Here is a 14,155-nt window from a genome sequence, read left to right as displayed (position 1 = left end):
GTTGCGCGTGATGCCGATCAACCTCTTGCGTTTCCTGCTCAATAGATTTCAATCTTTCAAAGATTCGCATGTCTTCAGGGCAGGCGCCGGAATGATTGTGGGTTAACGATCCGGGAAGTTTTAGCTGCGACAATGTAGCCAGTCATCTTGTTGAGGATCCTGTTATGACACGGAGGCATAAGCGGTGCGCCATTGGGGCCGAGTAGCCGGTTTGGCTGTGGTGAATCGAACCTATCTGCCAACATTGATCGCTTTGCTTGTGGTCATTGTCGCGCTGATTTTCGCAGAGCAACAGAACCGGACGATCCACCAACAGAGCCTGCGCGCGGACGTGCAGAGCGAGGCCGGTTTGATCCGATCTCGCCTTGAAGGGCATCTGAATGCCGACCTCCAGCTGATCAAGGGACTGGTGGCCGTTCTGGCGCTTGATCGGACCATGTCACAGGAGCGTTTCAGCGAGATCGCCTCCATCGCTGTCGGCGACATGCCAGAAATCCTGAACATCGCGGTTGCGCCAGATCTCGTGGTGACGATGGTCTATCCTTATGAACGCAACAAGGCCGCCCTCGGCTTGGACTACAATCAAAACGATGCCCAAAGAGAAGCCGCACTGCGTGCGCGCGACATTGACAATGTGGTACTGGCAGGCCCTGTCGAGCTGGTTCAGGGGGGGCGCGGGTTCATCGGTCGTTTTCCGATCTTTGTCGATGAAGGCGAGGAACGGCGCTTCTGGGGCATCGTTTCAACGGTTGTGGATGCGCAGATTGTCTATGCAGAGGCCGGGTTGACCGACGCAAGCGCGACACTCGATATCGCCTTGGCTGGACGTGATGGCATGGGAGAGCAAGGCGACGTCTTTTACGGAGATGAGGCGATTTTTGAGCGTGATGCCGTTCTGATGGATATCGCCCTGCCGACGGGAACCTGGCAAATGGCAGCGACCCCGCGCGGTGGCTGGTCCAGTGAGCCGCATACTCTGTGGCCTATGCGCTTGATCCTGCTCACGGCTGGCGTGCTGATCATCGTTCCCACCTATATGGCCTGCCGGTTGTCCGCTATCCGGCGCAGCGCGATCAAGAAACTGCGCACGCGCGAACAGGAGTTGCAGCACAAGCAGGTGGAGCTGGAGCAACTGTCGACCGTGGCTCAGAATGCCTCCGACAGCATCATTCTTTCCGGAGCTGACGGCTGTATCTTTTGGGTCAATGCCGCCTTTACCCGAATGACCGGCTACAGCATCGAAGAGGCAAAGGGGCAGCGGCCGGGCGATCTTTTGAACGGGGCGGAGACCGACCTGACCACGGTTCGGGAGATCGCCGAACATATCGCGCGCGGTGAGCGTCTGCACCGGCAAATCCTGAACTATACCAAGTCGGGCGAGAAAATCTGGGTCGATACAAACCTTGTGCCGGTGCAGGATGAAACTGGCGAACTGCGCATGGTGATCGGGATCGAACGCGATGTGACCGCATCCAAACGCAATGCGGCAGAGCTTGCCGATGCAAAGCTGGCCGCCGAAAAGGCAGACCGCGCCAAGTCCGAGTTCCTTGCGAACATGAGCCATGAAATCCGCACGCCCATGAACGGTATCATCGGGATGGCTGATCTCCTGTCGGAGTCCGATTTGCCGGAAGAAGAAGAGCAATACGTGCAGATCATTCGCACGTCGTCCAAGGCGCTTCTGAAGATTATCAATGATATCCTTGATTTGTCTCGTCTCGAGTCGGGAAAGCTGTCGCTGACAGATGTGGATTTCAACCTTGAAACATGTGTCGAAAGCGCCGTCGACTTGTTGCGGCCTGTCGCGCAGGACAAGGGGCTTTTGCTGAACGTCGACTATGCGCCCGACCTGCCGGACCGGGTGCGCACGGACGATGGTCGGTTGCGGCAAATCCTCGTGAACCTTGTCGGGAACGCCGTCAAATTCACCTCTTCCGGGCGGATCGATGTCCGCGTGATGCGTGCCAAGGGCAACCCCTATGCGTTGACCATTGATGTCGACGATACCGGGATTGGGCTGTCGCAACTTCAGTTGCGCAATATTTTTGAGCGGTTCTCACAAGCGGATGCAGCGACGACGCGTGCGTTTGGTGGTACCGGACTCGGTCTTACGATTTCCCGCCATCTGGCCAGTCAGATGGGGGGCGACATCACTGTGTGCTCTCGGCCGGGCGAGGGCAGCTGCTTTTCACTTCATGTCCAGTGCAAACCGCCGGTGGGCGAGCTGGAGGCACCCGCGGCCAGGTTGGAACCCGATCTAGACCGCATTCGCGGCAGCAAGGTTCTCCTGGCGGAGGACAATCGCACAAATCGTCTGTTGATCCGCAAATATCTCTCTGACCTGTCGGTTGAATTGATCGAGGCACAGAACGGACTGGAGGCGGTTGAGCTCTGCGCGAGTTGTCAGCCGGATGTGGTGCTGATGGATATGTCCATGCCCGTGATGGATGGGCTCACGGCCACGCGTTTGATCCGCAACGAGCAGAGCTTTCAACCACCCATAGTGGCGCTGACCGCCAATGCCTTTGCCAGCGACAGGGAGGCCTGCGCGGCAGCTGGCATGAACTCCTTCCTGTCCAAGCCGATCAACAAGCAGCATCTGCTGCGCTGCATGGCTTCGGTGATGGCAGGGCGCGATACCGTGTCTCACGTTGCGTCGGCTTGATTGCGGTGCGCGGTCTTGGGGCTTCGAAAAACCAAAGACCCGCTGTGGTGAAGCGCGGGCCTTTGGCATCGGTGTCAGGGCGCTCAGATCATGCTCTTGCGGTTTGTGGCAGGACAAATACGCCCACATCTGGCGGCACGATCCCGGTGCGCAGGGGGCAGCCGTAAACATCCGACAGTCGCGCGTCGGTGAGGACCTCGGCAGCCGGGCCAGCACCTGCAGTGTGTCCTGCGGCCATCACATGCACATGGTCGGCATACATTGCGGTCAGGTTGAGGTCGTGCATCACTGCAATCACCCCGCCTCCGCCCTGCGCAAACTCCCGCGCCAGATCCATCACCGTCAGCTGATGTGCGATATCCAGACTGGAGACCGGTTCGTCGAGAAACAGCCAGCACGGATGACCATCACGCCGGGGCTGGCCAACTTGCGCCAGGACGCGGGCAAGCTGAACGCGTTGCTGCTCGCCGCCAGAAAGCTCCTGATAGAGGCGCCCGGCGTAACCGTCGAGGTCCACACGGGCGAGCGCTTCAAACGGGCGATCAGGGTGGTTGGCGTCGATCCCGGCGGCAAGGCCGAGGCGCACAACCTCCAGAACGGTAAAGGGAAAGGCCAGCGTCGTTGCTTGTGGCAGGACCCCGCGTAGGCTTGACAGTTCCCACGGTTTATAGCCCTGCAAACTGCGCCCGTTCAGGGTGAGTTTGCCGTCACAGGGCAACTCTCCCACCATGGCTTTCAGCAGGGTGGACTTGCCGGATCCGTTTGGGCCGACGATGGCAGAGACCTCTCCGGGGCGTGCGGTGAAGCACACGTCGTCGAGGATCTGCTTCTTGCCGATGGTCAGGCTGATGTGATCTGCGTGCATGGTCATTGATCCACCAGCCCCCGACGCTTCAGCAGGATCCACAAGAACACCGGCGCCCCTAGGACGGCCGTGACAATGCCGATGGGCAGTTCCGCCGGCGCGATGATTGTGCGGCTGATCAGGTCTGCACCCAACAGAAGTGCTCCGCCCAGCAATGCCGCATTCGGGAGCAATGTGCCGTGATCCGGACCTGTCGCCAGGCGCAGCACATGCGGCACCACGATGCCGACAAAGCCAATGCCTCCGGTTGCAGCAACCGCGACCCCCGTGGCCGCCGCCACCGAGAAGATCGCAGCATTCTTCATGCGCTGAACTGGTATCCCCATATGCGCTGCCGCCGCTTCTCCCAGTGCGAGGCAGTTCAAACCATGCGCCAGCCAGGTTGAGCCCGCGATGGCCAGCAGGATCACGGGACCGGCGATCATGGATTTTTCCCATGTCGCGCCCGCCAGCGACCCCATTGACCAGAACGTCAGGTCACGCAGTTGCTGATCGTCCGCCATGTAGACAAGGATACCCGAAACTGCGCCAGCCAGTGCCCCAAGGGCAATCCCAGCCAGTAACATGGTCGCAACCGAAGTGCGCCCGCCCCTCGTGGACACTCTGTACAGGACCAGAGTGCTGCCCCAGCCACCGACAAAGGCTGCGACGGGCGTGACATAGCTGCCAAAAAGGCTTTGCAGCCCAACGGGCAACAGTCCGCCCAGAACGATGGAGATGATCGCCCCCAGTCCCGCTCCGGCCCCGACGCCCACCAGTCCGGGGTCCGCCAGAGGGTTGCGAAACAATCCCTGCATCACCGCGCCCGAAACCGCCAGCGCCGCGCCCACCAAGACGCAAAGGATGATCCGAGGCAGGCGAATGTCCCAGAGGACCACGCGCTCCAGCGTCGTCAGCTCCTCGCCCGAGAGAAATTTGCCAAGCGCCCCCCACAGCGAGATGTCTGAAGCCCCCAGCGCGAGGTTGACCACAACGGCTATGGCGAGCAGGCCAACCAGAAGGACGCTAAGCCGTCGCGCCAGGATGCGGCGGTCAAGGGGGCGCGCCTGGTCTGTGAGGTTGTGAGGGCTGGGTTCACTTAACGCGACCATGGATCACAACCCTTCATAAAGTGCGCGGGCGAGATCCATCGCGGCGTCGGCTGTGCGTGGGCCGAACCCTAGCAGATAGAGGCCATTCATCCGCACAACGGATTTGGTCTTGGCCGCCGGGGTGGTGACAATGGCAGGCAAGGCCAGCAATTCGGCATCGGGCGCACCATGATCGCCGCCCCGATCCATCATCAGAATAACCTCTGGTGCTGCCCGGGATATGGCCTCATCGGTCATCAGCTTGTAGCCCTCGAAATCGCTCAGCGCATTGATGCCACCGGCCATGCGGATGATGCCATCAGCGGCTGTATGCGTGCCCGAGGCCATGATGCGCCCGCCGCGGGTGGAAAGGATGAACAACACGCGTTTGCGCTCCGATTCCGGCAGCGATGCGGTCTTTGCGGCAACCGCGTCCAGCCCGGTTCTCAGGTCCTCGGCAAGTTCGGCGGCTTCCTCTTCCAGCTCGAGCGCGGTGCCAACGGCTGCGACCTTTGCGAGGATGCCCGCGCCATCAAACCCATCGGGCACTTCGACAAACGGAATTTCTGCACGGGTCAACACCTCCAGCGTTTCCACCGGGCCAGCGCCAGCTTCTGAGATGATAAGGTCCGGGTCCACCGACAGCACCCCTTCGGGCGACAAGGCGCGGATGTAGCCGACGTCCGGCAGGTCATTGGCGGCCTCTGGGTAGGTGGAGGTGGTGTCCCGGGCAATCAGCCGGTCACCGGCGCCCAACGCGTAGATGATCTCAGTGACGGAGCCGCCGATGGACAACACCCGATCCGCAGCCTGTGCGGCAAGGGAAGAGCAGAGCAGGGCGGACAGGCTGGCGGCGAGGAGCGTACGACGCATCAGACCAGCTCCTCTTGCTGAGTGCGGGGCAGGGCGGACAGGATTTCCTGCCACGCCTGGCGGCTGTCGAGTTCTTCGGTGCGGCGGCCAAAGATCTGCAGGATGATGCCCCCCTCGGCATCAAAGGCCTCCAGCGACAGAGCGGGGCCGCGCTGGGTCGGTTTGTTGACCGCATAGACCTCGGCAATATGGTCCAGCCGCAGATGCAGGTTGAAGCGCGGATCCATCACGTTTTGCCACGGGCCCATCGCCTTCAGCGTTTCGATTGCACCGCCGTGGATCTGGATGCAGCCGAGGTTGCCGACAAACAGCATCACCTCGGTGCTGCTGCCCGCCAGTGCCTGCAGGGCTGCGTCCACGGCGCCGGTGTCGAGGCGATCAACATAGGGCGCGCCGACGTGGCGATATGCGCCCAGACGGTTCATCTTCAGCTTCGAGGTCAGGCGCAGGAACTGATGGGTGTCGGTCATCTTGGACCATTCGCTGCGCAGCAGGTCCAGCTTGTCATGGTTGACCTTCGGGGTCTCGGCCGGCTTGCGGGGCGCGACCTCCAGCGTGTCGGAGCTGTCGCCATTGGCCAGTTCGGCGATCACTTCTGCCCAGGCCGCGTGGTTTGAGGTGTCACGCAGGTGGATCTTGTGCACCGCATCACCCGCCGCATCAAAGACCTGGATCGAGCGTTTTACGCCCGCGTCGGTCTCGGTCTCCACCGCAAAGGCGCTGACCCAATGGGATGGGAATAGCCGCAGGTCGATTTCCGGTTGCAGGATCATCGCCGCATGCGGGCCGCTTTTGTAATTGCCATAGGTGCCAACGCGCTCATGCACGCAGGAGGCGTTCCGCGTCAGCGCCATCACTTCGCCCAGCCGTTCGATGCGTGGCATCAGCGCATCAGGATGTGCCGTCAGTCGTGTCGATCCTTGGCCAGTATAGGCCGCAACAAGCTGCGCCTCTGCCAAGCCGTAGGTGTCGCAGAAATCCCGTGCGCGCAGAGAGGCTTTCTCGGCGCGCAGAGTGCGAATGTCTTCTGCCGAAGTGGGTCTGTCCTGATCCATCAGGGTCCTCGATTCTTGTGTCTGGGGATACTGCTGGCGTGCGCCCATGGGATGGGGCGATCAGGCTGACATCCGGTGCGAGAGAGTCATATGCGCATCGGGATATTTCTTGACAGAAATAGTAAATTAAATTAGGCGCCGCAAGTGCGAAGGCTTGATGACAGAGAATAATCGGGCCACTCAACGCGCCAGACACCAAGCCAGCCCCAAGGCGAGCATGCGGTATCGACTTGCATCAGACCTATGGGGACGACATGAAAATCAACAAAATGCGCCGGGCACTGTTGTGCTCTGCATCAGGCATGGCGCTGGCCGTGACTGCAACCGTCAGTGCGGCACAGGATCTGGATGACGGTGACGGGTTCCTCGGCCTGCTCGTGCTTGGCAACAACAAGCGCGATGTTCAAACCGATACCGCGACGCCGGAAACCGTTATCAACGCCGAGGAGATTCAGGACCGTCAGGCAGGAAGTGTTGCCGAACTTATCGATTCCGTTCCCGGCGTGACGCTGGTGAACGCTGGCACGCCCACCGGCGCGGGGATCAATATTCGTGGCTATGGTGCCGATGGCACCTACGGGTCGAATCAGAAGGTTCAGATCCAGCTTGATGGCGCGACGATGGGGTCCGAAGAGCTCTATCGCATCGGCACCCAGCTCTATACCGACCCGGCCCTGTTTCGCGAGGTTTCGGTGATCCGCGGCACCGTGGGGTCCTACGAGTATGGCTCGGGCGTGATCGGTGGGGTGGTGAACCTGCAGACCATTGACGCCGCTGATCTGACCGAGGGCGAGATCGGCCTCTCCGGTCGGCAAACGTTTGAGTATTACGGCAACGCCAACACCAGCGTCAGCTCTACTATTCTTGGCTGGCAGCCGACCGAGAACCTGGAATTCCTGCTGAACTACACCTACCGCGAGCAGGGCAACTATACCGATGGCGATGGCAACGAGGTGGCCAACACCGGCTACGAGCTGCCATCCTATCTGGTGAAGGGGCGGTACAGCTTTGGCGACAACGCCAACCAGTCGCTGACGTTCTCGCATTCGCAGACGACCTCGGATGAGAAGGACGTGCCCTATGACGCCTTCGCCAGCATCCCGTTTGGCAATGTGGACCGCTATACCGAGACCACAACAACCAGCCTGCAATATGCCTACAACCCGCTGGGCAACGATCTGGTCGACCTGACCGCGACCCTGTCCTACGCTGATCAGTATATCGAACAGGATGAGGTCGGCAGCACCGGCTCTGGCCTGCTCAACGCCGACCATCGGTATGAGACCACCAAGCTGACGGTGAAAAATACCTCGCTTTTCAATGCCTTTGGTGCGGAGCACAATCTGCGGGCAGGCGGGGAGATCATCCACAAGGAACGTCTCGATGCCTCCTCCGCGCCGGGCGGTACTGACAAGCGGTTCGCCCTGTTTGCGATCGACGAGATCGACTTTGGCAATGGGTTCAGCCTGACCCCGGCGATGCGCTACGAGACACAGGACATCAGGTCCAGCTCGGACGGCAGCTACGTCACCGCAGGCGAAAGCTTCGACAACAGCGAGTTGATGGGCGGGATCTCCGCGCGCTACGCCTTTGACAGTGGTTTTGCCGTGTTTGGCTCGGTGGCTTATACCGCCGGCCTGCCGATCCTCGATGATTTCGACTATGCCACCTACGCAACATACATGACCCAGAGCGAGAAGGCCGTGACCTATGAACTGGGCGCCTCCTACGACAAGGTCGGGGTGTTCAGCGGTGACGACACGCTGCGGGCGAAGGTGAACCTCTGGCAGACCCGGCTATGGGACTACACGTCGGGCACCGACTACGCGAGTGTTGACCGTGTAAACACCGAGGGTGTGGAGATCGAGGCGTCCTACAGCCATGGCTCCGGCGCCTACGTGGACATGAATGCGAATATGTCCAGTGGCGAGTGGTCCTATGTGGACGGCACCACCGCCGACTATACCCGCATGCCCGCCAACAGCCTTGGCCTCACCGTCGGTAAGAAGTTCAATGACACGCTGGATCTGTCGTGGGAAGCCGTGCTGACCAAGGACATCCGCAGCACGCCCGGCTATGCGGTCCACAATCTGCGCGCCACCTACGCCATCGACACCGGGTTCCTGAAAGAGGCGGAGCTGCGTCTGGGTGTCGAGAACATCTTTGACAAGCAGTACACGCCGCATCTGGCGACCCGTGCCGCGTCTGGCCGTAATATCAAACTCTCGCTGGCTGCAGCCTTCTAAAGGAGAAGATGTCATGACTAATCCGAGCCAGGTCCATGCCTTTGCTCTTGCGGCAGCTGTCCTTTCCTCCCTCGGGGGGGCAGCTGCAGCCGGGGCGGAGGATACCCCGCCACAGTCGGGTGTTCAGATCGAACTGAACGCGCTTCAGGATCAAGGCAGCGCGTGTCGCTTGTCCTTTCTCGCGCAGAACACCCACGCCACGGATATCGAGGAGGCGGTCTACGAGACCGTCCTCTTCGACCAGTCCGGAGGGGTGATGACCTTCACGCTGTTTGATTTTCGCGACCTGCCAGCGGGGCGTCCGCGGGTCCGGCAGTTCGATCTGCCCGATATGGCCTGCGCCGATGTGGGCCGGGTTCTGATCAATGGTGCCAGCAGCTGCATCGCGGATGGCGGCAATGCGCTCTGCGAAACGGGGCTAGACCTCAAAAGCCGCACCGACGTGGAGCTTCTGGGATGATGCAGCTGTCTGATGTCTGGTCTGGTCTGCTGGGGTCGCTCGCGGAGGTGGTCGCGATCGGTGGGCCCGTGGTTGTCCTGCTGCTGGCCCTGTCCGTGGTGAGTGCGGCGACGGTGCTTTATAAATTCTGGCAGTTCCGCCGCGCAGGTGTGGGGCGGCATCGTCGCGTCAAACTGGCTCTCGCGGCCTATGAGCGTGGCGACTGCAAAACTGCGGAGGCACTCTTGTCAGACTCGCAAAGCTACCTTGTCGCGCCGGTGAAACGGGCGTTGCGTGGAACTACGGCTGATGATGCCTCTGCAGTGTCTGATCGCTGCGATGCAGAGGCCGAAGCACTGTTCCTGCGGCTTGAGACCGGACTGGGCTTTCTCGATATGGTCGCACAGCTCGCGCCCCTCATTGGCCTGTTTGGCACGGTGCTGGGCATGATCGAGGCGTTTCAGGGGCTGCAATCTGCGGGCACCTCGGTGGATCCCACTGTGCTTGCAGGTGGCATCTGGGTCGCACTGCTGACCACTGCGGCGGGGCTTGCGGTTGCGATGCCGGTGGCGGCTGTCCACGGCTGGCTCAGCGGCGCGGTTGAACGGGACCGCGTCTTTGCCAACACGGCGCTGCGGCAGGCCTTCGCCCCGGATGCAGACTGCGGGGCACAGCACACCCCGCGCGAGGCGGCCTGATGGCACTGCGACTGAGCAAACGGCATGCGCGGCGGTTGTCGATGACCTCGCTGATCGACGTGATTTTTCTGTTGCTGCTGTTCTTTATGCTGTCGTCGACATTTTCCCGGTTCGGCACCGTTGACCTGATGGCAGCGGAGGCCGGGCAGGGCACATCGGGCGAGACACGCTCGCTGTTTCTCAGACTTACGCCAGACCAGATTTCCCTCAACGGTGAGGTGGTGGCGGTTGACGCGATAGAGGCGCGGTTAGTTTCTCTCAGGTCAGACCGTGACGCCGAAGAAACCCAAGTACTGGTCAGTCTGGCTGGCACGGTGACCTCTCAGCGGTTGGTCGATGTACTGGCGGTTCTGCGTCAGCAGCCGAAACTGGCCGTGACGGTGCTGGGGTAGGGCCATGCTGTCACGCCGTCGCGCAAACAAAAGCCATCGTGAACCGACCATTGCCCTGATCAATGTGGTGTTCCTGATGCTTGTGTTCTTCATGGTTGCGGGCTCGCTTGCGCCATCGATGGATCCGGCCGTGCGTCTGGTCGAAGCCTCCGATCTGGAGGCCAGCCCACCGCCGGATGCGCTGGTAATACGCGCCGATGGCAGTCTGAGTTTTCGGGGTGCGGAACTGACCTCGCCCGAGGCCTATGTGCGCATCGTGTGGGAAGAGCAGGAGAACTTTGTGGCGCGGCTTGTTCCCGATCGTGCCCTGCCTGCCGCGCAGCTGTTGCGTGTCGCCAAGGAGCTGCGCGCGCTGGGCGCCTCCCGGATTTCGCTGTTGTCGGAACGGAATATGCCATGATCCCTCGGTCACCACTCATTGCCAGCCTTTCGGTCTGTGTGGCGCTCGCGGCGCATGCGGCGTTCCTTGTGGATATGGGGGCGGCCTCTGTCGAGATTGAGGGCGGTGGCAGCGTCGCGCCAGCGGCATTGGGCAGCAGTTTCGCCGACCTTGCGCAGGGCCGCGCCTCGCCGGTGGAGGCAGAGACGTTGCCTGACACCCAGCAGGTCACAGAGCCGGTTCAGCCGACGCAAACCACATTGCAACCGACAGCCGCGCCGACGTCGCCTGCACAGGACGTGACCGCAGTGACGCCTGTTTCCGAAGCGTCAGTGCAAGCGGTCGCACCCGTCGAACAGCCCGCACTCTCGGCTCCTGCACCTACGTCAGTTTCCCCCACCGATGCGGTTTCTGTGGTGGCGTCCGTGCCGGTGACGAAGGTTGCTGCGGTTCCGCAGTCAGACCTTGCGCCCGACAGTGGTCCGCGCCCCCCCGAGCGCCCGACGCCGCCCCCGGTGGAGGCGACCAAACAACCTGAAAAGCCTGCTGTGAAACCGGCGACGGCAGCGTCTCGCGGGAACAGTGCCACCAACGCAAGGGCGGGAACCGAAAGCGGGGCGGAAGATCAGCGTGCTGCCCGGGCAAGCAGTGCGCGCGCGGGCAAGTCGACTGATGCTGGCAATGCGGCTGCATCCAATTATCCGGGCCAAGTCATGCGCAAGATCTCGCGTCAGCGGAAACCACGAACCTCGGCGCGCGGGGTGGCGCATATAGCATTCTCCATCGGGGCCGGAGGGCAGTTGACCACGGTGCGGGTGGCAAAGAGTTCCGGATCTGCAGAGCTGGATCAGCTGGCGTTGCAGCAAATACGACGGGCGGGCCCGTTTCCGCCGCCCCCCGCAGGCGCGCGGACCCGGTTCACCATTGCCATAAAAGGGCGCTAGGGTCTGCGGCTTGCCTGCGATGCATCAAGCTGGCCTGATCCCATGTGAGAACGCGCGCGATGGAAGTGCCCGGCAGGCCAGGAGCGCGGCGGATGTCATGAAGCGCCCGGATTTGATGCAAGCGGCACTGCGTCGGCTCTATCATCTCCTGTGTTCGGTGAGCGGATGATTTGTATTTGAAATGATGTGTGGTTCCCGACAATCTGATCCGCAACAGGACATAGGGTAGAGACATGGGAACTCAGCATATCGTGGTGGTCGGCGCGGGTATCGTGGGCGCGGCCAGCGCCATCTGGTTGCGTCGGGCGGGGCTTGAGGTGACGCTGGTGGACAAAGGCGCGCCGGGCATGGGGGCCTCATATGGCAATGCCTGTATCCTCGCGCGCAGCGCCATTGTGCCGGTCACGACGCCAGGTCTGATCCCCAAAGGGCCACGTTACCTGTTCGATCCGAACTTTCCGCTTTTCATGCGCTGGTCCTATTTGCCGAGGTTGCTGCCTTGGCTGGCCAAATATCTGAAAAACGCCAATGACGCAGACACCCGGCGGATTTCGAGAGGGCTGGCCACCGTCGTGGGGGACAGTGTCGAGCAACACAAGGCGCTGACCGACGGCATGCCCGCTGCGAAATGGATACAGGACAGCGAGTATAATTTTGTCTATCGCGACCGGGCCGCGTTTGAGGCGGATGCCTATACATGGGCCTTGCGCCGCGAGGCCGGGTTTGTCCCAGAGATCATCGAAGGCGACGCCGTGCGGGAGCGCGAGCCGATCCTGTCGCCGGACATGCGCCTTCTGGCCGTGAATAAGGATCACGGCTTCATCCTCAATCCGGGCAGCTATGTGCAGGATCTGGTGACACAGTTTGAGGGGATGGGCGGGCGCTTTCTGCAGGCCGAGGTCAAAGATTTTGAACTCATGGGCGGCCAGATCACTGCTGTCGCGACCGATCAGGGACGCCTCGTTTGCGATAAGGCGGTTCTCTCCGCCGGGGTCTGGTCTGGCGCCTTGATGAAGAAACTGGGGCTTGAGGTGCCGCTGGAGGCGGAGCGCGGCTATCACATCATCTTCAAGAACCCGAGCCAGCGTCCCAACAATCCGATGATGCTGACCGAAGGCAAATTTGTCGCCACGCCCATGGACCAGGGCCTGCGCTGTGCCGGCATTGTCGAATTTGGCGGCTTGAGCGATGTGAAATCCAGAAAACCGCTCGAGATGCTGCGGCGCACGGTGGCGCGGACCTTTCCCGACCTCGATTATACGACCGAGGAAGAGTGGTTGGGCTTCCGGCCTGCGCCCACGGACAGTCTGCCGCTGATTGGCGAAGTGCGCGGCAGCGGCGTCTACACCGCCTTCGGGCATCACCACATCGGGTTGACAGGTGGCCCAAAGACAGGCCGACTGGTGGCCGACATGATTGCGGGCAATTGGCCCAATGCCGATGTGAGCGCCTTTGATCCGATGCGCTTTGCCAAGACATAACGATAAAAAACTATTCAACACGGGAGAACCGAACCTATGAACAAGACACTTTTGAGGACCACCGTTGCCGGTTTTGCGGTCGCCATCGCCGCTGGCGCCGCGCAGGCCGAGACATGGGATATGCCGATGGCCTATGCGTCCTCGAACTTCCATTCGGAGATGGGCGTGGTCTTTGCCGAGAAGGTGCGTGAGTACACCGATGGTGAGATCGACATCACCGTGCATCCCGGCGGGTCCCTCTTCAAAGGCGGCGAGATCAAGCGTGCGGTACAGACCGGGCAGGCCCCAATTGGCGAACGTTTCATGTCTGCGCACGCCAATGAGGTGCCTTTGCTGGGCTGGGACAACCTACCGTTCCTTGCCACATCCTATGCGGACAATGAAAAACTCTGGGCCATCGCCAAGGACAAGGTCAACGCGCAGCTTGCCGATCAAAATCTGGTCACGCTCTATACCTGCCCATGGCCGGGGCAGGGGTTCTATTTCAACAAGGAAGTGAACTCTTCCGAGGACACCCAGGGCGTGAAATTCCGCTCCTACAATACCGCAACGGCCACCTTTGCGGAGGAGCTGGGAATGATCCCGGTACAGGTCGAGGCCGCCGAACTGTCCCAAGCCCTTGCGACCGGCGTGGCGGAAGCGTTCATTTCATCCGGTGCCACCGGCTATGATCGCAAGGTCTGGGAACAGCTCAGCCACTACTACAAGGTGAACGCATGGCTGCCGCGCAACTACGTGATGGTGAACAAACAGGTCTGGGACGGTCTTGACGCCGAGGTGCAAACCTCGGTCGAAAAAGCCGCCGCAGAGACCGGCGCCGCCTGTGCTGCCAAGTCCGAAGAGCTGGCCAATTGGTATTTTGAACAGCTTGAGGCCAATGGCATGAATGTGGTTGAGGCCGGACCGGAGTTTCTGGCTGAACTGGAAATGATCGGTGCAAAAATGACCGAGGACTGGCTCGCCACTGCGGGTGAGGATGGTCAGGCGATCCTCGACGGTTTCAAGGCAAACTGATCCGCGACGGAGCCGGGAGGCCTTCAGGGTAACC

At 61.2% G+C, this 14,155-nt stretch carries 13 protein-coding genes; 9 read left to right on the top strand and 4 right to left on the bottom strand.

The features are described from left to right. Positions 1-217: 217 nt before the first annotated feature. Positions 218-2,665 carry an ATP-binding protein gene (locus CLV89_RS12065; RefSeq protein WP_106163941.1) on the top strand — a complete coding sequence of 816 codons (2,448 nt, stop codon included), beginning with the start codon at positions 218-220 and terminating at the stop codon, positions 2,663-2,665. 88 nt (positions 2,666-2,753) lie between these two features. Here CLV89_RS12065 and CLV89_RS12060 read toward each other — a convergent pair whose 3' ends face one another. From CLV89_RS12060 to CLV89_RS12045, 4 genes are read right to left on the bottom strand one after another with little or no spacing between them, the layout of a single operon-like run. Continuing rightward, positions 2,754-3,536, bottom strand: a complete 783-nt coding sequence (locus CLV89_RS12060) for a heme ABC transporter ATP-binding protein (protein ID WP_106163913.1) — start codon at positions 3,534-3,536, stop codon at positions 2,754-2,756. Beyond that, positions 3,533-4,621 (bottom strand): FecCD family ABC transporter permease, encoded by a 1,089-nt coding sequence (locus CLV89_RS12055; protein ID WP_106163912.1) that lies wholly within the window; start codon positions 4,619-4,621, stop codon positions 3,533-3,535. The genes CLV89_RS12060 and CLV89_RS12055 overlap by 4 nt, the downstream gene beginning before the upstream one ends. A gap of 3 nt (positions 4,622-4,624) precedes the next feature. After that, positions 4,625-5,473, bottom strand: coding sequence for a heme/hemin ABC transporter substrate-binding protein (locus CLV89_RS12050; protein WP_106163911.1), 849 nt, complete (start codon positions 5,471-5,473; stop codon positions 4,625-4,627). Next, positions 5,473-6,528 carry a hemin-degrading factor gene (locus tag CLV89_RS12045; protein WP_106163910.1) on the bottom strand — a complete coding sequence of 352 codons (1,056 nt, stop codon included), beginning with the start codon at positions 6,526-6,528 and terminating at the stop codon, positions 5,473-5,475. The genes CLV89_RS12050 and CLV89_RS12045 overlap by 1 nt, the downstream gene beginning before the upstream one ends. Positions 6,529-6,782: 254 nt before the next feature. Here CLV89_RS12045 and CLV89_RS12040 point away from each other — a divergent pair, with 254 nt between their 5' ends. The 8 genes from CLV89_RS12040 (at position 6,783) to CLV89_RS12005 (ending at position 14,121) form a co-directional block, all read left to right on the top strand. Further along, complete coding sequence (locus CLV89_RS12040; protein WP_106163940.1) at positions 6,783-8,774, top strand: TonB-dependent receptor domain-containing protein; 1,992 nt, start codon at positions 6,783-6,785, stop codon at positions 8,772-8,774. A 13-nt stretch (positions 8,775-8,787) separates the two neighbouring features. Then, positions 8,788-9,234: a hypothetical protein gene (locus tag CLV89_RS12035; RefSeq protein ID WP_106163909.1), complete on the top strand. Its 447-nt coding sequence runs from the start codon at positions 8,788-8,790 to the stop codon at positions 9,232-9,234. Then, positions 9,231-9,911, top strand: a complete 681-nt coding sequence (locus CLV89_RS12030; protein ID WP_106163908.1) for a MotA/TolQ/ExbB proton channel family protein — start codon at positions 9,231-9,233, stop codon at positions 9,909-9,911. Before CLV89_RS12035 ends, CLV89_RS12030 begins: the two co-directional genes overlap by 4 nt. Further along, positions 9,911-10,303 carry an ExbD/TolR family protein gene (locus tag CLV89_RS12025; RefSeq protein WP_106163907.1) on the top strand — a complete coding sequence of 131 codons (393 nt, stop codon included), beginning with the start codon at positions 9,911-9,913 and terminating at the stop codon, positions 10,301-10,303. The genes CLV89_RS12030 and CLV89_RS12025 overlap by 1 nt, the downstream gene beginning before the upstream one ends. A gap of 4 nt (positions 10,304-10,307) precedes the next feature. Further along, positions 10,308-10,703, top strand: coding sequence for an ExbD/TolR family protein (locus tag CLV89_RS12020; protein ID WP_106163906.1), 396 nt, complete (start codon positions 10,308-10,310; stop codon positions 10,701-10,703). After that, complete coding sequence (locus CLV89_RS12015; RefSeq protein ID WP_106163905.1) at positions 10,700-11,626, top strand: TonB family protein; 927 nt, start codon at positions 10,700-10,702, stop codon at positions 11,624-11,626. The genes CLV89_RS12020 and CLV89_RS12015 overlap by 4 nt, the downstream gene beginning before the upstream one ends. 233 nt (positions 11,627-11,859) lie before the next feature. Continuing rightward, positions 11,860-13,107, top strand: a complete 1,248-nt coding sequence (locus CLV89_RS12010; RefSeq protein ID WP_106163904.1) for an NAD(P)/FAD-dependent oxidoreductase — start codon at positions 11,860-11,862, stop codon at positions 13,105-13,107. A gap of 36 nt (positions 13,108-13,143) precedes the next feature. Beyond that, the gene (locus tag CLV89_RS12005; RefSeq protein ID WP_106163903.1) at positions 13,144-14,121 is read left to right on the top strand and encodes a TRAP transporter substrate-binding protein; all 978 of its coding nucleotides are present in this window, start codon (positions 13,144-13,146) and stop codon (positions 14,119-14,121) included. The last annotated feature ends 34 nt before the right edge of the window (positions 14,122-14,155 follow it).

Origin of the sequence: Tritonibacter scottomollicae, assembly GCF_003003215.1 — a bacterium.
Lineage (GTDB): Bacteria > Pseudomonadota > Alphaproteobacteria > Rhodobacterales > Rhodobacteraceae > Epibacterium > Epibacterium scottomollicae.
Note: the sequence above shows the minus strand (reverse complement) of the source record. Positions and strands in the feature narration are given on the sequence as shown.

Bases quoted from the DNA above. Each gene is read 5' to 3' on its own strand.
- CLV89_RS12060 (WP_106163913.1), bottom strand. From the start codon at position 3,536: ATGACCATGCACGCAGATCACATCAGCCTGACCATCGGCAAGAAGCAG.
- CLV89_RS12055 (WP_106163912.1), bottom strand. From the start codon at position 4,621: ATGGTCGCGTTAAGTGAACCCAGCCCTCACAACCTCACAGACCAGGCG.
- CLV89_RS12050 (WP_106163911.1), bottom strand. From the start codon at position 5,473: ATGCGTCGTACGCTCCTCGCCGCCAGCCTGTCCGCCCTGCTCTGCTCT.
- CLV89_RS12045 (WP_106163910.1), bottom strand. From the start codon at position 6,528: ATGGATCAGGACAGACCCACTTCGGCAGAAGACATTCGCACTCTGCGC.
- CLV89_RS12040 (WP_106163940.1), top strand. From the start codon at position 6,783: ATGAAAATCAACAAAATGCGCCGGGCACTGTTGTGCTCTGCATCAGGC.
- CLV89_RS12035 (WP_106163909.1), top strand. From the start codon at position 8,788: ATGACTAATCCGAGCCAGGTCCATGCCTTTGCTCTTGCGGCAGCTGTC.
- CLV89_RS12030 (WP_106163908.1), top strand. From the start codon at position 9,231: ATGATGCAGCTGTCTGATGTCTGGTCTGGTCTGCTGGGGTCGCTCGCG.
- CLV89_RS12025 (WP_106163907.1), top strand. From the start codon at position 9,911: ATGGCACTGCGACTGAGCAAACGGCATGCGCGGCGGTTGTCGATGACC.
- CLV89_RS12020 (WP_106163906.1), top strand. From the start codon at position 10,308: ATGCTGTCACGCCGTCGCGCAAACAAAAGCCATCGTGAACCGACCATT.
- CLV89_RS12015 (WP_106163905.1), top strand. From the start codon at position 10,700: ATGATCCCTCGGTCACCACTCATTGCCAGCCTTTCGGTCTGTGTGGCG.
- CLV89_RS12010 (WP_106163904.1), top strand. From the start codon at position 11,860: ATGGGAACTCAGCATATCGTGGTGGTCGGCGCGGGTATCGTGGGCGCG.
- CLV89_RS12005 (WP_106163903.1), top strand. From the start codon at position 13,144: ATGAACAAGACACTTTTGAGGACCACCGTTGCCGGTTTTGCGGTCGCC.